General features: G+C 61.8%; 16 protein-coding genes and 1 pseudogene. 9 read left to right on the top strand and 8 right to left on the bottom strand.

Going from position 1 to position 19629, the window contains the following annotated elements:
• The 7 genes and pseudogenes from AB1286_RS00695 to AB1286_RS00665 all read left to right on the top strand — a co-directional run.
• Window positions 1–336: pseudogene (locus AB1286_RS00695) on the top strand (addiction module antidote protein); the annotation flags it as partial.
• A gap of 176 nt (window positions 337–512) precedes the next feature.
• A complete protein-coding gene (locus tag AB1286_RS00690; RefSeq protein WP_430361452.1) occupies window positions 513–956 on the top strand; it encodes a WapI family immunity protein in 444 nt (147 codons plus the stop codon).
• A 298-nt stretch (window positions 957–1254) separates the two neighbouring features.
• Window positions 1255–2715 carry a DUF3375 domain-containing protein gene (locus tag AB1286_RS00685; RefSeq protein ID WP_430361451.1) on the top strand — a complete coding sequence of 487 codons (1461 nt, stop codon included), beginning with the start codon at window positions 1255–1257 and terminating at the stop codon, window positions 2713–2715.
• 2 nt (window positions 2716–2717) lie between these two features.
• Entirely contained in the window at window positions 2718–3371 is a 654-nt protein-coding gene (locus AB1286_RS00680) for a DUF4194 domain-containing protein (protein WP_430361450.1), read from the top strand.
• Complete coding sequence (locus AB1286_RS00675; protein WP_430361449.1) at window positions 3364–6735, top strand: ATP-binding protein; 3372 nt, start codon at window positions 3364–3366, stop codon at window positions 6733–6735. The genes AB1286_RS00680 and AB1286_RS00675 overlap by 8 nt, the downstream gene beginning before the upstream one ends.
• Window positions 6732–7916, top strand: coding sequence for a Wadjet anti-phage system protein JetD domain-containing protein (locus AB1286_RS00670; protein WP_430361448.1), 1185 nt, complete (start codon window positions 6732–6734; stop codon window positions 7914–7916). The genes AB1286_RS00675 and AB1286_RS00670 overlap by 4 nt, the downstream gene beginning before the upstream one ends.
• A 501-nt stretch (window positions 7917–8417) precedes the next feature.
• Window positions 8418–8642: a nucleotidyl transferase AbiEii/AbiGii toxin family protein gene (locus tag AB1286_RS00665; protein WP_430361447.1), complete on the top strand. Its 225-nt coding sequence runs from the start codon at window positions 8418–8420 to the stop codon at window positions 8640–8642.
• Between the two features lie 403 nt (window positions 8643–9045).
• On the opposite strand, the gene guaA is transcribed toward AB1286_RS00665, so the two are convergent.
• The 3 genes from guaA to guaB all read right to left on the bottom strand — a co-directional run bounded on the left by guaA (window position 9046) and on the right by guaB (window position 12902).
• Window positions 9046–10629 carry a glutamine-hydrolyzing GMP synthase gene (gene guaA / locus AB1286_RS00660; protein WP_430361446.1) on the bottom strand — a complete coding sequence of 528 codons (1584 nt, stop codon included), beginning with the start codon at window positions 10627–10629 and terminating at the stop codon, window positions 9046–9048.
• A 137-nt stretch (window positions 10630–10766) separates the two neighbouring features.
• A complete protein-coding gene (locus AB1286_RS00655; RefSeq protein WP_430361445.1) occupies window positions 10767–11435 on the bottom strand; it encodes a hypothetical protein in 669 nt (222 codons plus the stop codon).
• A gap of 6 nt (window positions 11436–11441) precedes the next feature.
• Window positions 11442–12902, bottom strand: a complete 1461-nt coding sequence (gene guaB / locus AB1286_RS00650; protein WP_430361444.1) for an IMP dehydrogenase — start codon at window positions 12900–12902, stop codon at window positions 11442–11444.
• A gap of 309 nt (window positions 12903–13211) precedes the next feature.
• Here guaB and AB1286_RS00645 point away from each other — a divergent pair, with 309 nt between their 5' ends.
• Complete coding sequence (locus AB1286_RS00645) at window positions 13212–14189, top strand: DMT family transporter (protein WP_430361443.1); 978 nt, start codon at window positions 13212–13214, stop codon at window positions 14187–14189.
• Here the strand turns inward: AB1286_RS00645 and AB1286_RS00640 are convergent.
• Complete coding sequence (locus AB1286_RS00640) at window positions 14173–14505, bottom strand: RnfH family protein (protein ID WP_430361442.1); 333 nt, start codon at window positions 14503–14505, stop codon at window positions 14173–14175. The genes AB1286_RS00645 and AB1286_RS00640 overlap by 17 nt on opposite strands.
• Window positions 14502–14939: a type II toxin-antitoxin system RatA family toxin gene (locus AB1286_RS00635; protein ID WP_430361441.1), complete on the bottom strand. Its 438-nt coding sequence runs from the start codon at window positions 14937–14939 to the stop codon at window positions 14502–14504. The genes AB1286_RS00640 and AB1286_RS00635 overlap by 4 nt, the downstream gene beginning before the upstream one ends.
• A 101-nt stretch (window positions 14940–15040) precedes the next feature.
• Here AB1286_RS00635 and smpB point away from each other — a divergent pair, with 101 nt between their 5' ends.
• On the top strand, window positions 15041–15484 hold the full coding sequence (smpB, locus tag AB1286_RS00630; RefSeq protein WP_430361440.1) for an SsrA-binding protein SmpB: 444 nt from the start codon (window positions 15041–15043) through the stop codon (window positions 15482–15484).
• 61 nt (window positions 15485–15545) lie between these two features.
• Here the strand turns inward: smpB and AB1286_RS00625 are convergent, their stop codons facing one another.
• From AB1286_RS00625 to ppsA, 3 genes are all read right to left on the bottom strand, one after another.
• A complete protein-coding gene (locus tag AB1286_RS00625; protein WP_430361439.1) occupies window positions 15546–16484 on the bottom strand; it encodes an SPFH domain-containing protein in 939 nt (312 codons plus the stop codon).
• Window positions 16485–16487: 3 nt separating this feature from the next.
• Window positions 16488–16952 carry an NfeD family protein gene (locus tag AB1286_RS00620; RefSeq protein WP_430361438.1) on the bottom strand — a complete coding sequence of 155 codons (465 nt, stop codon included), beginning with the start codon at window positions 16950–16952 and terminating at the stop codon, window positions 16488–16490.
• Between the two features lie 96 nt (window positions 16953–17048).
• Window positions 17049–19451: a phosphoenolpyruvate synthase gene (gene ppsA, locus AB1286_RS00615; RefSeq protein ID WP_430361437.1), complete on the bottom strand. Its 2403-nt coding sequence runs from the start codon at window positions 19449–19451 to the stop codon at window positions 17049–17051.
• Window positions 19452–19629: the final 178 nt, after the last annotated feature.

Raw genomic sequence — 19629 nt, 5'->3', positions numbered from 1 at the left:
ATGAAAGTTAGCGAATTGATGGAGTTCGATGCGTCGAAGTACCTGAAGGATGAAAACGACTACCGTCTGTATCTCGCGCAAGCGTTTGAAGGCGGAGATCCGGTCGAGATCCAGGCGGCACTTGGCGATGTTGCCAAGGCACGTGGTATGACGGCACTTGCACGCGAGTCGGGCATCGCGCGCGAAGCGTTGTACCGCGCGCTCTCCAACAAGGGAAATGCCGAGTTCGCGACGATCATGAAGGTGATCGGGGCGATGGGGCTGCACCTCACGCTAGCAAAGCCCGAAGCAGTGCCCAAGGCGGCCGCCAAAGCCAAAACGGCGAGGAAGGCCGTAGCTGCAAAGAAAGCACGGCGGGTCGCGAAGCGAGGGGGCAGCACGACCTCGAAGAGCCGTACCCGAGCCAGCGGCGCAACACACGCCTGACGCCCAATCCGTCGACCCTCCTCACGGTCCGCCGAACGGCCTCACAGGCTTCGTCGTCACTGTACTCACAATCCGAGCAGCCTTACGTGAATCTGGGCCAACCCAGCTTGCAAATCGCGGGCTTGAAACTCTGGGTCCATCATCGTCAATTGCCGTTGGCGCAAGATTACTGGGATGGAAATTGGTTGCACGCAACCGCGCGATGCGACTCTGCAAGCTCGTCTGTTTCGACAGTCGGCCCCATCCTCCACTTAGGTGAGGTGGCGAGGCTACTTGACGAATGCGAGCGCCTTTACAAATCCCTATCCGGGGTTGCGAAGCTTGATTGCATCGAGCCAAACCTTGCTGTTACGTTGACCGCCAAGACAAGTGGGCACATCGACGCGGAGATTCACATCACGCCCGACCACATGTTCGAGAGGCACGAGTTCAAACAATCGTTTGACCAAACGTTCTTGCCGGCGATCATCTTGCAGTGCCGCGAGATCCTGACCGAGCACCCGGTTCGTGGGCCGGAAAACGAGAACTGATTTACGCAAGCCGATTCGCGCTTGCCGCGAACCTGTACCGTCGACTCATTAGCCTGCTTCGAAACGAACCCTTCGCGAAACTCCGAGGTTTGGCCGTCTCTGCCGAAATCAAACTTCGCGATTCGCACCGCATGCCGCACAAAATCTTGCAACAGGCGTGCGTACACTGCCAGAAACACCCTGTGAATCGTTCCAGAGCGGAGCCTCGCAAAATTGGGACGACAGTCGGGTAGGATAATCGTCTTTCGAGCCACAGCCGGCGATCTCCTCAAGGGTGCCGCCCCGTCTTCTTGCACCGATGCCCCTCGACTACCCTACCCTCGACACACTGCGCACGCGTCATCCCGCTTGGCGCCTCTTACGCTCCGACCACGCGCCGCTCGCTGTCAGCTTTCTGCACCGCGTGTTTGTTGCGCCGAACGTGCGCGAGGTGGCGGCTCCGCTCCTTGCCGAAGCACTCGAGGACGAACTTTACGCGTTGCGCGAACTACTCGGCGACGGCGCCTTCCCGAAGCCTGCACTGGAGTATTTGAACGACTGGGCCGGCCCCGACAAAGGATGGTTGCGCAAGTTCTATCGCCAGGGTTCCGATGAACCACAGTTCGACCTAACCCCCGCCGCGGAGAAAGCGATCGCGTGGCTCGGCACACTGACGGAACGTAGCTTCGTCGGCACGGAATCACGGCTCTTGACGCTTTTCGAACTGCTGCGGCAGATGGGTGAAGGTAGCGAGGCAGACCCCAACAAGCGTCTTGCCGAGCTCCACGCGCGGCGCAACCAGATCGACGAAGAAATCGCGCGCGTTCAGGCCGGTGACGTTCGGTTGCTCGATGATGCCGGGCTCAAGGACCGCTTTCAGCAATTCACGCAGATGGCGCGAGATCTACTCTCGGACTTCCGCGAAGTCGAACAAAATTTTCGGCTATTGGACCGGCACGTACGCGAACGAATCGCGCTCTGGGAAGGATCGAAAGGCGCGCTGCTCGAGGAAATCATGGGCGAACGCGACGCGATCGCCGATTCCGACCAGGGCAGCAGCTTCCGGGCATTTTGGGACTTCCTGATGTCTCGCCGCCGTCAAGAGGAACTCTCCGAACGGCTCAAACGCGTCCTAGCGCTGCCGGCGATCACGGAAATGAGTCCGGACGCGCGCATGCGGCGGGTCCATTACGACTGGCTCGAAGCAGGCGAGCATACCCAGCGCACGGTCGCTCAGCTTTCGCAGCAGCTTCGGCGCTTCCTCGACGATCAAGCATGGCTCGAAAACCGCCGTATCATGGGCATCTTGCGCGGTATTGAAGCGAAAGTGCTCGCGCTGAGGGAAGCGCCCCCGCCGGGCGCCGTGATGGAGATCGAGACCGCTTCCGCGGATATCGAGTTGCCGATGGAGCGCCCCCTTTACGCGCCGGTGCTGCGCCCGATCATCGCCAACATTGCCCTCGAGACCGGTGAGGCGGACCTCGATGCCTCGGCACTCTACAATCAAGTCGTCGTCGATCGCGCGCGCCTCGCAGGCCACATCCGCCGGTGCCTCCAAGACCGGCTGCAAGTGACGCTGGCCGAACTGACCACTTCGCAGCCGCTTGAGCATGGGCTCGCCGAACTCGTTGCCTATTTGCAATTGAGCGCCGAAGCCGGATCGTTTCGCGCGACTGTCGACGAGACCCTCTCCGATACCATCGAATGGCAGGCGAACGACGCCGACGGAACACCAATCATCAAGCGCGCGACGATGCCGCGCGTGATTTTCACAAGATAGAGATGACGGAAGAACAGCAAGCCTCATCGCTCGGCCGGAGCGACTTGCCGACAGTTGCGATTGCGCTTCTGAAGGGCGTGATTTATCGGGATTTAAACGAGCGCCTCTGGGCCGCACTGCTCGAATTGCAGGCGCAGGCGCGTGACTACGTCGCCGTGCTTGGGCTCGAGCTCGTCGTGGACGAGGCAGAAGGCTATGCCTTCGTGAAGAGCCGCGCCGAACACGACACCAACGGCGACGGAGACCAGGCGAAGCTCCCCCGGCTCGTCGTGCGGCGCCCACTCTCATTCCCCGTGAGCCTACTACTCGCGCTACTACGGAAGAAGCTAGCGGAATGGGACGCCGGCGGTGGCGACACACGGCTCGTCCTCGCGCGCGAGGATATCGTCGAGCTTGTGCGCGTCTTCCTTCCCGCAAGCACCAACGAGGCGCGCCTGGTCGACCAAATCGATACTCATGTGAACAAGATCGTCGAACTCGGATTTTTACGCAGGATGAAGACCACGAGCGGACCGCCGACGTTCGAGGTGCGCCGGATTCTCAAGGCGTTTGTCGATGCTCAATGGCTGCTCGATTTCGACGCGCGGCTCGCGGGCTATCGAACGCATCTGCATGATTCGACGGCCTCAGACCAACAGGAGAGCCGCGATGAATGAGCCGCGCACACTCGGTCTCGATTTCGCCGCCGACGACACCCTGACGGGCTTTCGCCTCGAACGGCTAGAAGTGTTCAACTGGGGAACCTTCGACGAACGGGTCTGGTTGCTACGCGTAGATGGCCGCAACGGCCTGCTGACAGGCAACATCGGTTCCGGCAAGTCGACGCTCGTCGATGCCGTCACTACCCTCCTCGTCCCCGCGCAGCGCATTGCCTACAACAAAGCGGCAGGCGCGGACAGCAAGGAACGTACGCTGCGCTCGTATGTTCTCGGCTACTACAAGTCAGAGCGCAACGAGGTCACGGGGACAGCCAAGCCCGTCAGCCTGCGCGACCATAACAACTATTCGGTGATCTTGGGTGTATTCCGCAACACGGGATACGACTCCACCGTCACGCTCGCGCAGGTGTTCTGGATGAAGGACGCGCAGGCGCAACCCGCCCGATTTTTCGTCTGTGCCGAACGCGATCTCTCCATCGCAGCTGACTTCTCGAGCTTCGGCACCGACATCGCACAGTTGCGCAAAAAGCTACGCGGGCTCGGTGCCGAAATCGAGGACACGTTTCCGAAATACAGCGCCTGGTTCCGGCGGCGGTTCGGGATCGAAAACGATCAAGCGCTCGAACTCTTTCATCAAACGGTATCGATGAAATCGGTGGGCAATCTCACCGATTTCGTGCGCAGCCATATGCTCGAGCCGTTCGACGTCGCACCGCGCGTCGACGCGCTGATCGCTCACTTCGACGATCTGAATCGCGCGCACGAGGCGGTACTGAAAGCCAAGCGCCAGGTGGAACTGCTATCTCCACTTGTCGACGACTGCGACAGCCACCGCGAGCAAGGACATGTGCTCGAAGGCTGGCGAGCGTGCCGTGAATCCTTGAAGCCCTACTTCGCCGGGCTCAAGCTCGGCCTCATCGAGCGCCGCCTTCAATTGCTAGATGAAGACCACGCGCGCGCAGCCTCGCGAAAGACGCGGCATGAAGAAACGCGCGACCAATCACGCCAGCGCGTGGACGATTTACGCCGCGCCGTGGCCGAGCAAGGCGGCGATCGCATCGCCCGGCTCGAAGTCGAGATCCGCGAGCACGAGCGAGAAAGCTCGCGCCGCCAGGAACGCGCGCAACGCTATGCCGCCATCGTTATGCTGCTTGGCGAAACCGGCGCTACGGATGAGGCCGCGTTCGTTTCCCAACGGCAACGTCTGGCCGAGCGGCGCAGTTCGGTAGTCGACGACGAAGCGCAAAAGCAAAATACCATTACCGAATGGAGCGTGGCATTTCGTGAAGGCAAAACGCGGCGCGACCTGTTAGAGGGCGAAATCGCCAGCCTGAAAGCGCGACGCAACAACATCCCGAAGGAGCAGGTTGCGATGCGCTCCAGTCTATGTTCGGCGCTAGGTCTCGAGGAAGACGCTTTGCCGTTCGCGGGCGAACTCATTCAGGTGCGCGAGGATGCGCGCGACTGGGAAGGCGCCGCCGAGCGCGTCCTACGCAACTTCGGCCTGTCGCTGCTCGTGCCCGACGAGCATTATGCGAACGTCGCAACGTGGGTCGATCGCACTCATCTCCGGGGGCGACTGGTCTATTTCCGCGTGCGCTCCGAGCGTGCCTCGCGTGCAGCCGAGACTATCGAGCTGCACCGCGACTCGCTCGCGCGCAAGCTGGCGATCAAGCCCGATTCGCTATTCTATGACTGGCTCGAGCGCGAACTCGGCCGCCGTTTCGACTATGCGTGCTGCGATACCCAGGAGCAGTTTCGGCGCGAAACTCGCGCGATCACGCGTGCGGGCCAAACGAAAGCGCCTGGCGAGCGTCACGAAAAAGACGACCGCCACGCGCTTGACGATCGCAGCCGCTACGTGCTCGGTTGGAGCAACACCGCCAAAGTAGCCGCACTCGAGGGGCAATGCCGACTGATCGAGGGCCGACTGAGCGAAATCGGGGAAAAGCTCGGGAAAGCCCACAACGAGCACGCCAAAGTGCGAGAGCAACTCGAAGCACTGGCGCGAGTCGGCGAGTTCGTCGAGTTTCGAGAAATCGATTGGGCGAGTTGCGCCGTCGCGATCGCGCGTCTGGTAGACGAAAAGACACGCCTGCAATCGGCAAGCGACGCGCTCGCGGAGCTGACGGCTCAATTGGAGACGGCACAAGCAGCGTTGAAAGAAAACGAAACGGCGATCTCGGCAACCGACGCCGAACTGGGCGGCATCCTGGCCAAGCGGGAGGCAGCGCAAGCGTTGCGCGACGAGACATGCGCGCTCGCGGCGCAAGTGGCTGCCGCGCTTGCCGAACGGATCGAGGCCCTGCGAGCAGAGATCCTCGGCGAACACCAGCTTTCCGTCGAATCGTGCGACAACCGCGAGCGGGATGTGCGGGAAGCGTTGACCGCCCGCATCGACAATGAAACGAAGTCGCTCGGCCGACTTGCCGAAAGAATCGTGAGGGCCATGGCGGCCTTCAAGGATGCCTACAAGCTCGAAACGGCCGACTTCGATGCAAGTCTCGACGCGAGCTCAGAGTACCGCGACATGCTCGCGCGGCTGCAAGCGGACGATCTTCCGCGTTTCGAAGCCCGTTTCAAAGAGCTGCTCAACGTCAACACGATCAACGAGATCGCCAACTTCCACGCCCAGCTCGCGCGAGAACGAGAGACGATCAAGGAACGCATCGAACGTATCAACGAATCGTTGCGACAAATCGACTACAACGCCGGACGATATATCGTCCTCGAAAGTCAGCCCAGCCCGGACATGGAGATCCGCGAATTTCAGGGCGACCTGCGCGCTTGCACCGAGGGCGAACTCACCGGCTCGGACGATAGTCAATACTCGGAGGCGAAGTTCCTGCAAGTCAAACGCATCATCGACCGCTTCCGCGGCCGTGAAGGGTTGACCGAGCAGGACCGGCGCTGGGGTGCCAAAGTGACGGACGTGCGCAACTGGTTCATGTTCGCTGCAAGCGAGCGTTGGCGCGAGGACGACAGCGAATACGAGCACTACTCGGACTCGGGCGGCAAATCGGGCGGCCAGAAGGAAAAGCTCGCCTATACGATCCTTGCCGCGAGCCTCGCCTATCAGTTCGGCCTCGAATGGGGCGCCGTGCGTTCCCGATCGTTTCGCTTCGTCGTCATCGACGAAGCGTTTGGCCGAGGCTCCGACGAATCGGCGCAGTACGGCCTCACGTTGTTTCAGAAAATGAACCTGCAACTGCTGATCGTCACGCCGCTACAGAAGATTCACATCATCGAGCCGTTCGTTTCCAGCGTCGGATTTGTTCAGAACGATGGTGGACGCGCGTCGAAGCTGCGCAATCTGTCGATCGAGGAGTACCGAGCGCGCAAGGCGGAGTTCAAGCAATGAGTTGGACAACGGCGGCCGATTTGCGCTCGCGGCTCCAGCGCCTATGGGAACGCGGCGAATGGCTGCGAAGCCTAGTGGACGGCACTGAGGGGCTATTCCCGCTACGTTTGGTGATAAAGGGCCCGAGTTCGGCAGAGCTAGCCGAACGCTTCGACGCGGTACGCTCATGGATCGCCGAGATTGCAGCGACGCCGCGCGTGCGCATCGAATGGCGAGAAATCAATCATCGAATTCTCGGCCCGCAGCGTTTGCCACTAGCTGCTTGGGTCGACAGTCTGGACGATGCGCTCGCTATCTCCGGCAAGCGCCGCGATGCAACGCAGTTCGAGCGACTGCTCGAGATCACACGTTCTCGCCAACCAAAGCTCATCACTTGGCTTACGCAGCGCCCGTTGCAAGCGCTCGAATTCGCCGACGATTGGGAACGACTGCTGGCCGTCGTCGATTGGCTGCAAGCACATCCGCAGCCGGACGTATATCTTCGCCAAGCCGAAATCGCCGGCGTCGACACGAAATTCATCGAGGCGCGGCGCGGCATCCTCGCTCAATGGCTCGATCTCGTGCTGCCCCCCGAGGCAATCGACAGCAGCCGGACAGGCGCCGCCCAATTCGCTGCGCGCTACGGGTTCCGCGACAAGCCACCTCGGATTCGATTTCGCGTGCTCGATGACGCACTCGCCGTTCTACCCGGTTTAAAGCGACCCGACATCGCACTCGACGCGGAGAGCTTCGCGCGCCTGGCGCTGCGGTGCCGCCACGTGTTCATTACGGAGAACGAAACAAATTTTTTGGCGTTTCCCGACGTTTCGCAGTCGATCGTGCTCTTCGGAGCGGGCTACGGTTGGGAAACCCTAGAGCAGGCGCGATGGCTCACGGACTGCCCGCTCCACTACTGGGGCGATATCGACACGCACGGTTTTGCCATTCTCGATCAATTGCGTTGCCGATTCCCACACGTTGGCTCGTTCTTGATGGACCGCGCAACGCTGATGGCACATGAAGCGTTCTGGGGAGATGAAGGCGATCAGCTTGTACGCGATCTGCCGCGACTCACGGCTAAAGAGCGGGAACTCTTCGACGACCTCCGCGACAACCGGATTCGCCACGGCTTGCGGCTGGAGCAGGAGCGCGTGGGATTCGGTTGGGTCAGGGCTGCGCTCGAAGAGCGTGCTTGCGCCTAGAACTTACCCATCTCAGCGCCAGGCACAACTCGAATGCGACTCGAAGAAGCCTGCCCCGACTCCCAGGTTCGGCGACTTCGGTTTGCGCTGCCGTTGCGCAGCAGAGCATCCGAGATGGTCGACAGCACATCAGCCAGTCGTCTTGCCGTCTCGGGAGATGGCAGCGGCAATCTGAGACTTCCTCACCCGTCACGCCATCGCGCTCGACCCACGGTGTGCGGCAAGCGCGCCATCGCCCGGCCCACTCAACGCCGACGCCAGCAACGCGCCGAACTGAAGCAACCCTGACCACCGTTCGAAGGACGCGCCTCGTTGCGCTGTATTGACGGTCGAAGCTTGAGGGCGCTCTCCGGCATCAGCGAGGTCGGTGTCCACGACGCTCGCCTCACGCGCATATCGGTTTCGGGGATGCCGGCACGCCAGGACCTGAACCCGTGAACTATCCCGTGCTGCTCAACGGATCTGCCGGCTCCACAACTGCGGGCCTATCCGAAGTACACCGTGGTGGCCGAGAAGTTTCACGCAGTGTGCCAACTGGGCATGGCCAACACCCGCATGAAGGATTACTTCGATCTCGGGGTATTGCTGACCGAGGAGATCTTGGACCCTGCCGAGCTGCATCGCGCAGCCCAAGCCACGTTCGCCCGGCGAAGGCTGGCCATGCCCGAAGCAACCCAGGTCGCGGGACTGCTGCGCAATGAGCTCCCGCGACTTCAAGTCCGCTGAAAGTAGCCTCCCCCGTTCAAACGACCGAGCGTGCATACGGTAATGACTACGCTATGTGTGGGACGCGGAGAGCGCACGACGACTGGATCGGATGCCGAACACCGCGGCAATCCTGGCTCCCTGCCGTATTCGCAAGCCAGCAAGCCAAGCGTCTGCTGTAGCGCTCGAATACCGTCAACGCCGCTGACGGTATTAAGCGAGCATCCGTACATACTGCTCGCGTATCCCGTCAGAAATACCGTCAAATTGCGGTTGCTCGGCCTCCCCGCAGGCGCGGACGCAGGTTAAGGATTCCCATACTAATCAAGGGCTTACAGACCTGCGTCCGGCAATTTAGAATCGGTCGCGCGTTATCTATCGCCCCCCTCAACCTATTGATTCAAAAAGGAATTTTAAAAACCCCCTACTCCCACTCAATCGTCGCCGGCGGTTTCCCCGAGATGTCATAAACAACCCGGTTAATCCCCCGCACTTCATTGATGATCCGATTCGACACCTGCCCGAGCAGTTCATGCGGCAGATGGGCCCAATGCGCGGTCATGAAGTCCAGCGTCTGCACGGCGCGCAGCGCCACGACATACTCATACGTACGCCCATCGCCCATCACGCCAACGCTCTTAACCGGCAGGAAAACGGCAAACGCCTGACTCGTCAGGTCGTACCACGACTTACCCGTTTCCTTGTCGATCGTATTGCGCAGCGTCTCGATAAAAATCGCATCGGCGCGACGCAACAGGTCGGCGAAATCGCGGCGCACTTCGCCGAGAATCCGCACGCCAAGCCCCGGTCCCGGGAACGGATGGCGATACACCATCTCGTGCGGCAAACCAAGCTTCACACCCAACTCGCGAACTTCATCCTTGAACAGTTCGCGCAGCGGCTCGAGCAGCTTCAGATTCAGCGTATCGGGCAGGCCGCCAACGTTGTGGTGGCTCTTGATCGTGTGCGTCGCCTTCTTACCCTTGCCCGCCGATTCGATGACGTCCGGGTAGATCGTGCCCTGTGCGAGCCACTTCGCATCGGTCAGCTTGCCCGCTTCCGTCTGGAACACTTCCACGAACTCGGCGCCGATGATCTTGCGCTTTTGCTCCGGATCGGTGACCCCAGCCAGCTTCGACAGGAACGCCTCGCTCGCATCGACGTGAATCACACGCACGCCGAGGTGATCGGCGAACGTCGCCATCACTTGCTCGGCTTCGTTCAAACGCAGCAAACCGTGATCGACGAACACGCAAGTCAATTGATCGCCGATCGCACGATGCAACAGCGCAGCAGCCACCGACGAATCGACACCGCCCGACAACCCGAGAATGACGTGCTCGCTACCCACTTGCTCGCGAATCTTCTCGACGGCTTCGTCGATGTAATGCCCCATCTCCCAATCGGCCTTCGCGCCGCAGATCTGTAGCACAAAGCGCTCGAGCATGGCCCGGCCCTTCACCGTATGCGTGACCTCAGGGTGCCATTGCAGCCCGTAGAAGTGCCGTGCCTCGTCGGCCATCGCCGCGATCGGGCACGATTCGGTCGATGCCATCAGCACGAAGCCTTCCGGCATCTGCGTGACCTTATCGCCGTGGCTCATCCACACCTTCAGCATGCCGTGGCCTTCAGGCGTGCTGAAATCCTCGATGCCTTCGAGCAGGCTCGTATGGTTGCGCGCGCGAACCTCGGCATAGCCGAATTCCCGGACGTGCCCCAAGTCGACCTTGCCGCCAAGCTGCTCGGCCATCGTTTGCATGCCGTAGCAAATGCCCAGCACCGGCACGCCGAGTTCGAATACGGCTTGCGGCGCGCGAGGCGCATCCGCCTCGGTCACGGAACTCGGGCCGCCGGAAAGGATGATGCCTTTCGGGGCGAATTCACGGATAAACGCGTCGTCGACGTCGTACGGATGGATCTCGGAATAAACGTGGGCTTCCCGAATACGGCGCGCAATCAGTTGAGTGACTTGCGAACCCATGTCGAGGATCAGAATCTTGTCATGCATGGCGAGCACGGATCGATAGTGAATGAAGACGGACGCAGCACTTACAGCGCTGCGAATAAATGATCAAATGCGAAGCGTCGCGCGACCGGCGCGCGAGCGCAAAACAACGTCGAGGTGAAGGCGCGAAACGAACGCGCTCAACCATGAAACGGTGGCCGCGGCGCGGACGCGGGCTGCGCCGCGCGCACATCGCCGCTACCGCTTGCGGCAGCCGAGGTATCCTCCGAGCCGACGCCCGAAGCCGGCGACGCCGAAAACACCCGCTCGGTCCTAGGCCCTGTCTCAGCCATGCCGACCGGCTGCGAAGGCTGCAACACCGGCTCGACCGGCACGGCGGTAGCCGGTACCGGCTTGCCCCGCTCCTTGGTCTTCGCGACCTCGTTCGAAGCCTTTGCGGCTTTGCCGATTTCGCGCCGACGCACCGCCCCGGCGAAGCGCGCACCGCCCAAGCCAACGACGACCAGCAATCCACCGATCAATAGATTCGGCACGATGCCGAGCGCCGGCAACCACAGCTTATGCGGACCGATCGTCCACGCCAGCACCAGAGCACCGGCCAGCCAAGTCACATGGCCGACGATCTTGGCAACGCCCACTGTCATAGCGCCGTCCAGCGCGCCACGCAGCGAGAGCCAAGCCAACCCGAGCAATGCGAGGCCGAGCATTTGCCCGACCATCGCAGGCTCGATCGGGGTCAATTGCAGCGCGCGCTGCACGCCGGCAAGCGGCGACAGCAGCAACGCCGCGCCGGAGCTCAAATAGAGCCCCGCATCGACGATCAGAACGGCTCGCAGCAGCGGCTTCATCGGCGGTTAGTCGATGTGATAGTTCGGTGCTTCCTTCGTGATCTGCACGTCATGCACGTGGGACTCGCGCATGCCCGCAGCCGTGATCTGCACGAACTGAGCTTTCTCATGGAGCTCGTCGATCGTACGGCAGCCGCAATACCCCATACTCGCACGCACGCCGCCGACCAGTTGGAACAGGATCGCGCCAACCGAGCCCTTATAGGCCACACGCCCTTCGATACCTTCAGGGACGAGCTTGTCGATATTCGCCGAGTTGTCCTGGAAGTAGCGATCGGCCGCGCCGTCCTTCATCGCACCGACCGAACCCATGCCGCGATACGACTTGTACTGCCGGCCTTGGAACAAGAACACGTCGCCCGGCGCCTCTTCGGTGCCGGCGAACATGCTGCCCATCATGACCGCATTCGCGCCGGCTGCCAGCGCCTTGCTGACGTCGCCCGAGAAACGCACGCCGCCGTCGGCGACCACCGGCACGCCGGTGCCCTTCAGCGCTTGCGCGACATTGGCGATGGCCGTGATTTGCGGCACGCCGACACCCGCCACGATCCGCGTCGTGCAGATCGAACCGGGGCCGATACCGACCTTCACGCCGTCCGCGCCGTATTCGACGAGCGCACGCGCCGCGTCGGCCGTCGCGATGTTGCCGCCGATCACCTCGACGTGCGGGAAGTTCTTCTTAACCCAGCGCACGCGCTCGAGCACGCCCTTGCTGTGGCCGTGCGCCGTATCGACGACGATCACGTCCACGCCGGCCGCGGCCAGCGCCGAGACGCGCTCTTCGTTATCGGCGCCGACACCGACCGCCGCGCCCACGCGCAGCTTGCCGTGCTCGTCCTTGCAAGCGTCCGGGTGTTCCGTCTGCTTCGTGATGTCCTTGACCGTCATCAGGCCGCGCAGCTCGAATGCGTCGTTCACGACGAGCACGCGTTCCAGACGATGACTGTGCATCAGCGCCTTTGCCTCGGCGAGCGCCGTGCCTTCCTTCACCGTAACCAACCGCTCGCGCGGCGTCATGATCGTGCGGACCGGCTCGTCGAGCCGCGTCTCGAAACGCAAGTCGCGGTTCGTGACGATACCCATCAACTGCGCGCCCTCAACCACCGGGAAGCCCGAAATGCCGTGTTGCAGCGACAACGAGATGACGTCGCGCACCTTCATTTGCGGCGGGACCGTGATCGGATCGCGCACGACCCCCGATTCGAACCGCTTGACCTTCGCCACTTCGCGAGCTTGTTCGTGGGCCGTCAGATTCTTATGGATGATGCCGACGCCGCCTTGCTGCGCCATGGCGATCGCGAGGCGCGCTTCCGTCACCGTATCCATTGCGGCGGAGACGAGCGGCATATTCAGGGAAATATTGCGGGTCAGCCGGGTTTTGAGGCTGGTGTCGCGCGGCAGAACGTCGGAGAACGCCGGGACGAGGAGCACGTCATCGAACGTGAGTGCTTTTTGGATCAGACGCATGGCAAATCCTATGGGCGCAAAAGCGAATTATACGCGATACCACCCTGCTTTTTCACTGTGCGAACAGCAAGTTAGCGTTTTTTCTGTTCGAAGCGGCCGCGGTGTTTCGCTTTCCGGTTCGAGCCATGTTCGCAAAAGTTTCGTTTGCCGCAGGTGCGCGTTCGAGCCCTCTGTCGCGTCCCCGCGCAGAAAAAGCGAATACGCGTGCGGCCGCAAACGAGGTGCTGACGATTGCAGGATCGAACAAGACGACACCCGCGCACGGGACGTAAGCTTGGCGCTTCCGATGAATGTCGAAGGGGAGCGAGCATGCGGCGTGGGGTGATGTACGGGGTGATGGCGGGCGCGATTTGGGGCACGGTCTTTCTCGTGCCGCGCTTGCTGCCCGATTTCGCGCCGCTTTGGCTCGGCGCGGCACGCTGCATGATGTACGGCCTCGTCTCCATCGCGGCGGCGCTGCCCATGATGCGCCGGCTCGCGGCCAAGCTCACGCGCGAGGACGTCTTCGCCATCGGTCGGCTCGCCTTCGTCGGCAATCTCATCTACTACATCTTCTTGACCGCCGGCGTGCATCGTGTGGGCATCGGCCCGACCTCGTTAATCGTCGGCGTACTGCCCGTCACCGTGACGCTGGCCGGACGCCGCGACGCAGGCGCCGTGCCGCTCGCCCGCCTTTATTGGCCGCTGCTGCTCGTGGCCGCGGGCATTGTCTGCATCAACGTCGACGTATTCGCGGCCGAAGGCGCGTCGTCCGGCGCTGCGGGTGTGATGGACAAGCTCATCGGCGTGGCGTGCGCCGCCGGCGCACTGCTGAGCTGGACTTGGTTCGCCGTCGAAAATACCCGCTACCTGCGGCGCAATCCGCATTTCGACGGCAACGAGTGGTCGGTATTGCTCGGGCTCGCAACCGGCCTTTTCGGCGCCGTTGGATGGGCCGGTTGCATGCTGGTGCCGGCCACGGCGCACGCGGGCGTCCACGTCGACGCCCGCTGGACCGTGTTCTGGATACTGAATCTGGGACTTGCCATCGGCCCGTCCTGGCTGGGCACGGGCCTGTGGAACGCCGCATCGAAGCGGGTGCCGCTCACGCTGTCGGGCCAACTGATCGTTTTCGAGACGCTGTTCGCCCTACTCTACGGCTTCATCTACGACTGGCGGCTGCCCCGCCCCTTGGAAGCCGCGGCGATCGCGCTGCTGCTGGCTGGCGTCACGTGGTCGGTCCGGCGGCACGACGACGGCGCCGGCCACCCGGCACCGATCGACGCCCAGCTCAGCGCGAATCCTTAGGCAGCCACTTGCGGCCTTCGATCGAGCCGGCGCGCCGCGTTTTTTCCACACGGCGCTGACGGGCCAGCTTCGGATCGACGATCAGCGGCCGATAAATCTCCACGCGATCGTGATCGGCAAGCGGCGTATCGAGCGAAGCAAGCTTGCCGAAGACGCCGATCTTCGCAGCCGAAAGGTCGATCTCGGGATGCTGGCGGGCAATGTCGCTTGCATCGATCGCGTCCCGAACGGTAGCGCCGGCCGGCATTGTCACGGCGATCAGCGTCTGAGCGTCGGCTCGCGCGTAGCAAACCTCGATGGAAAGCGTTGCACTCATGGCCGGCCGTAGCGCTCGTCGGCGCGCTTGACGAACGATTCGACGAACGTGTTCGCGATGTGATTGAACACGGGGCCGATGATCTTTTCGAGGATCACGCTCGAAAACTCGTAGTGGAGCGCGAATTCGATCTTGCAGGCATCGGTACGCAGCGGGGTGAAACGCCAATAGCCCGTGAACTTGCGAAAAGGGCCGTCGGCGAAATCCATGTCGATCCGCGTCGGCCTTTCCTGCGTGTTGTGCGTGGCGAAATGCTGCTTGATGCCCTTGAAGTTGATGTCGATCCGCGCCTCCATCTCGTGCTCGTCCTGCCGGCGTATTTCGACACCGCCGCACCAGGGCAGGAAATTGGGGTAATCGGCCACGTCGGTGACGAGATCGAACATTCGCTCCGCCGAGTGGCGGATCAAGACGGTTTTTTGAACATCTGCCATAAGAAGCACTGCGCGCGGCGAAAGGGGCGAGCGTGGCGGGCTCGATGGGCGCCGCTTTGCTAAAATCGTGATTTTAAACGAGTTGGGCGCCTTCCATATTCATGAGCATCATCGACAACAGAAAGGCCTTCTTCGATTACTTCATCGAGGAACGCTACGAAGCGGGGCTCGTGCTAGAGGGATGGGAAGTCAAGGCGCTTCGCGCCGGGCGCGGCCAGATCAAGGAAGGCTATGTCGTCATTCGAGACGGCGAGCTGTTCTTGATCGGCGCGCACATCAGCCCACTGCCCGAGGCATCGACGCACATCAAGCCCGATCCCGTGCGCAAGCGCAAGCTGCTCTTGCACGCCGACGAAATCAAAAAACTGATCGGCAAAGTCGAGCAGCGCGGCTACACGCTCGTGCCGCTGAACTTCCACTACAAAGGCGGCCGCGTGAAATGCGAAATCGGGCTCGCCAAGGGTAAGAAGCTGCACGACAAACGCGAAACCGAAAAGAAGCGCGACTGGGAACGCGAGAAAGCGCGCATCATGCGCTCCACCTGAAGAAAAGATGGGACACGCGGCCGATCTGCGTCAATCGGCCGCGCCCGTTCGCTTATCCCCCTCACCGCCCGTCCGGCACCGCGCTGCTTTTGCCGCGATTGACGATCGCGAGCGCCGACGCCACCATCGAACCCAAATCCGAGAGATTGCCCGGCACGATCAACGTGTTGCCCGCTTTGGCGAGATTGCCGAAGGCACTGACGTACTGCTCGGCCACCTTCAGGTTGACCGCGTCCATGCCGCCCGTCGATTGAATCGCCTGGGCGATCTTTTGAATGGCTTGCGCGTTCGCTTCGGCCACCGCCAGAATCGCCGCGGCCTGCCCTTGCGCCTGATTGATCGCCGCTTGCTTTTCCCCCTCGGATTTCTGGATCGCCGCTTCGCGCCCGCCCGAGGCGATGTTGATCTGCTCTTGCTTACGCCCCTCGGACGCGGCGATCAACGCACGCTTCTCGCGCTCGGCCGTGATCTGGGCCTGCATCGCATGCAAGATCTCCTTGGGCGGCGTCAGATCCTTGATTTCATAGCGAAGGACCTTCACGCCCCAGCTCGACGCGGCTTCGTCCAGCGCCGAAACGACACTGTGGTTGATGAGGTCGCGCTCCTCGAACGTTTTGTCGAGTTCGAGCCGGCCGATGACCGAGCGCAGCGTAGTCTGGGAAAGCTGCGTAATCGCCTGCACGTAGTTGCTCGAACCGTACGAGGCCTTCATCGCATCGGTCACTTGGAAGTAGAGAACGCCGTCGACTTGCAACTGCGTATTGTCGCGCGTGATGCAAATCTGGCCCGGCACGTCGAGCGGAATCTCTTTCAACACGTGTCGGTAGGCGACGCGATCGACGAAAGGCAGCACGATGTTCAAACCGGGCACGAGCGTCGCGTGATAACGGCCGAAGCGCTCGAGCACCCAAGCGTGTTGCTGCGGCACAATCTTGATCGTCTGAGCGGCCATCGCAATCACGATGATGAGCAACACAACCCCGACAATAGTCATATCCATTGTTCACTCCTTTGTAGTCGATACCGAATGATGCGAGGCGTGACGTCGCTCCACCAAGACGAGCCGATTGGCCCGTACGGCCGCAATCTCGTAGGCGAGCGCATCCTCGCGTTCGCCGGGGGCGAGTTCGACATCCCACTCGGCGCCGCGATACGGCACGCGCGCACGGCGGTTATGCCATACGCTCACCTCGACGGGCGCGCCGACATCGAGCAGAACGTCGGGGTTCGCCGAGGCATCGCGGCGCTGCCGACGACCGAAGCGCGAGCGGCGCAGCGCCGCGATGGCGGCCAGGGCGACGAGCGCCGCCCAGACGCATTGCGCGGCCAAGCTTCCGCCGTTTAGCTTGACGAGCGCGCCGGCGAGAAAGCCGAGCGCGACCATCAGCAAGTAAAACGTGCCCGTCAGCAGTTCGGCAACGATCAGCGCCCCCGCACCAATCCACCAAAGAAAATCGTTCGGCGCCATTTAGGTCTCCTCGAAAAAAAACGCCCCGGCTCACACCGGGGCGTTATAGCACGAAGCGGGGCCCGTTTTGGTGGGCGGGCCCTCAACATGAGACCGTTACTTCGTGGATTTAGCCAACGCTTGCCAAGTATCGATGATCGTATCGGGATTCAACGAGATCGACGCAATCCCTTCGTCGGCGAGCCACTGCGCGAAGTCCGGGTGATCCGACGGGCCTTGGCCGCAGATACCGACGTACTTGTCCATGCGGCGGCAAGTTTCGATCGCACGCTTGAGCAGGAACTTGACCGCTTCGTCGCGCTCGTCGAAATCGACCGCCAACAGCTCCATGCCGGAATCGCGATCGAGACCGAGCGTGAGCTGCGTCAAGTCGTTCGAACCGATCGAGAAGCCGTCGAAGTGCTGCAAGAACTGCTCGGCCAAGATCGCGTTGGACGGCACTTCGCACATCATGATGAGCCGCAAGCCCTTCTCGCCGCGCTTCAGGCCGAACTTCTCGAGCAATCCGACCACGCGCTCGGCTTGCTTCACGGTCCGCACGAACGGCACCATGATCTCGACGTTCGTCAAGCCCATGTCCTCGCGCACGCGCTTGAGCGCCATGCATTCCATCTCGAACGCTTGCGCGAAATCCTGCGCGATGTAACGCGACGCGCCACGGAAGCCGAGCATCGGATTTTCTTCGTCCGGCTCGTAGCGCGAACCGCCGATGAGCTTCTTGTACTCGTTCGACTTGAAGTCGGACAGACGCACGATCACGGGACGCGGATAGAACGCCGCCGCGATCGTTGCAATGCCTTCCGTCAGCTTGTCGACGTAGAACGCACGCGGCGATGCATGCCCGCGCGCCACGCTTTCGACGGCTTTCTTCAGGTCCTGATCGACGTTCGGGTACTCCAGAATCGCCTTCGGGTGGACGCCGATGTTGTTGTTGATGATGAACTCGAGCCGTGCGAGACCCACACCGGCGTTCGGCAATTGCGAAAAGTCGAACGCAAGTTGCGGGTTGCCGACGTTCATCATGATCTTGACCGGAATCGGCGGCAATTCGCCGCGCGAGACTTCCGTCACTTCCGTTTCGAGCAGCCCGTCGTAGATCTTGCCCTCGTCGCCTTCGGCGCACGACACCGTCACGAGCGAGGCGTCCTTGAGGACGTCGGTCGCGTCGCCGCAACCGACGACGGCCGGCACGCCCAGTTCACGGGCGATGATGGCCGCGTGGCAGGTACGGCCGCCACGGTTCGTGACGATCGCCGACGCGCGCTTCATCACGGGCTCCCAGTTCGGGTCCGTCATATCGGCCACGAGCACGTCGCCCGGTTGCACGCGTTCCATTTCCGACGGGTCGTGGATCACGCGAACGCGGCCCGCGCCGATCTTTTGACCGATCGCCCGGCCCGTCGCGAGCACTTGCGATTGCCCGCGCAGCTTGAAACGCTGCTCGACCTTACCGGCGCCTTGGCTCTTCACCGTTTCGGGACGCGCCTGCAAGATGAAGATCTTGCCGTCGCGGCCGTCCTTGCCCCACTCGATGTCCATCGGACGCTGGTAGTGCTTTTCGATGATGACGGCGTATTTGGCCAGCTCGATCACGTCTTCGTCGGTGATCGAGAAGCGATTGCGCTGCTCGTGCGACACGTCGATCGTCTTCACGCGGCCCGGCTCGCCCGGCTTCGTGAACTCCATCTTGATGAGCTTCGAACCGATGGAGCGGCGGATGATCGGGTACTTGCCCTGCTCGAGCGTCGTCTTGAAGACGTAGAACTCGTCCGGATTCACGGCGCCCTGAACGACGGTTTCGCCCAAGCCGTAGCTCGACGTGATGAACACGGCGTCCTTGAAGCCCGATTCCGTATCGAGCGTGAACATCACGCCGGCCGCGCCGACGTCGGAGCGCACCATGCGCTGAACGCCGGCGGAGAGTGCCACTTCCGCATGCGTGAAGCCTTTATGGACGCGATAGGAGATCGCGCGATCGTTATAGAGCGACGCGAAGACGTGCTTCATGCGATCGAGGACGTCCTCGATGCCGACCACGTTGAGATAGCTTTCCTGTTGCCCGGCAAACGAAGCATCGGGCAAGTCCTCGGCTGTCGCCGACGAACGCACGGCGAACGACAACTCTTCGGGCGAGCTGCTTTGGAGCGTCTCGAATTGAGCGCGGATTTCGGACTCGAGGCGCGGCTGCATCGGCGCATCGACGATCCACGAACGGATCTCCTTACCGGCGGCCGCGAGCGCCTTGACGTCGTCGACGTCCAGCGTTTCGAGGCGAGCGGCAATGCGTTCGGTCAGATTATTGTGGTTGAGGAAATCGCGGAATGCGAGCGCGGTCGTGGCGAAACCCGTAGGCACGCGTACCCCCGCCTCAGCCAGTTGGCTGATCATTTCGCCGAGCGACGCATTCTTGCCGCCCACGATCTCTACATCGGTCATCCGTAGTTGTTCGAACGGAATTACATACGCCTGATCCTTCGTGACGTTTGCTGCGTTAGTCATACAAGCCCCTAAGTGTGAAAAAAATACTCGGTCGCGCGTGTGGGCTTGGTGCGCGCGAGCCATTGGAACCCTGCGCGCAGCACGTGCAACCTGTTGGAGAAACGATCGCAGGCCGCAGCCGATCGCAATCGCTTCTCCAACAGGTTATCGCCATTCTACCCTGCTTCTACGGCGGCGC

Origin of the sequence: Trinickia sp. NRRL B-1857 (assembly GCF_050470685.1) — a bacterium.
Lineage (GTDB): Bacteria > Pseudomonadota > Gammaproteobacteria > Burkholderiales > Burkholderiaceae > Trinickia.
Note: the sequence above shows the minus strand (reverse complement) of the source record. Positions and strands in the feature narration are given on the sequence as shown.

Bases quoted from the DNA above. Each gene is read 5' to 3' on its own strand.
- AB1286_RS00685 (WP_430361451.1), top strand. From the start codon at position 1,255: ATGCCCCTCGACTACCCTACCCTCGACACACTGCGCACGCGTCATCCC.
- AB1286_RS00680 (WP_430361450.1), top strand. From the start codon at position 2,718: ATGACGGAAGAACAGCAAGCCTCATCGCTCGGCCGGAGCGACTTGCCG.
- AB1286_RS00675 (WP_430361449.1), top strand. From the start codon at position 3,364: ATGAATGAGCCGCGCACACTCGGTCTCGATTTCGCCGCCGACGACACC.
- AB1286_RS00670 (WP_430361448.1), top strand. From the start codon at position 6,732: ATGAGTTGGACAACGGCGGCCGATTTGCGCTCGCGGCTCCAGCGCCTA.
- guaA (WP_430361446.1), bottom strand. From the start codon at position 10,629: ATGCATGACAAGATTCTGATCCTCGACATGGGTTCGCAAGTCACTCAA.
- AB1286_RS00655 (WP_430361445.1), bottom strand. From the start codon at position 11,435: ATGAAGCCGCTGCTGCGAGCCGTTCTGATCGTCGATGCGGGGCTCTAT.
- guaB (WP_430361444.1), bottom strand. From the start codon at position 12,902: ATGCGTCTGATCCAAAAAGCACTCACGTTCGATGACGTGCTCCTCGTC.
- AB1286_RS00645 (WP_430361443.1), top strand. From the start codon at position 13,212: ATGCGGCGTGGGGTGATGTACGGGGTGATGGCGGGCGCGATTTGGGGC.
- AB1286_RS00640 (WP_430361442.1), bottom strand. From the start codon at position 14,505: ATGAGTGCAACGCTTTCCATCGAGGTTTGCTACGCGCGAGCCGACGCT.
- AB1286_RS00635 (WP_430361441.1), bottom strand. From the start codon at position 14,939: ATGGCAGATGTTCAAAAAACCGTCTTGATCCGCCACTCGGCGGAGCGA.
- smpB (WP_430361440.1), top strand. From the start codon at position 15,041: ATGAGCATCATCGACAACAGAAAGGCCTTCTTCGATTACTTCATCGAG.
- AB1286_RS00625 (WP_430361439.1), bottom strand. From the start codon at position 16,484: ATGGATATGACTATTGTCGGGGTTGTGTTGCTCATCATCGTGATTGCG.
- AB1286_RS00620 (WP_430361438.1), bottom strand. From the start codon at position 16,952: ATGGCGCCGAACGATTTTCTTTGGTGGATTGGTGCGGGGGCGCTGATC.
- ppsA (WP_430361437.1), bottom strand. From the start codon at position 19,451: ATGACTAACGCAGCAAACGTCACGAAGGATCAGGCGTATGTAATTCCG.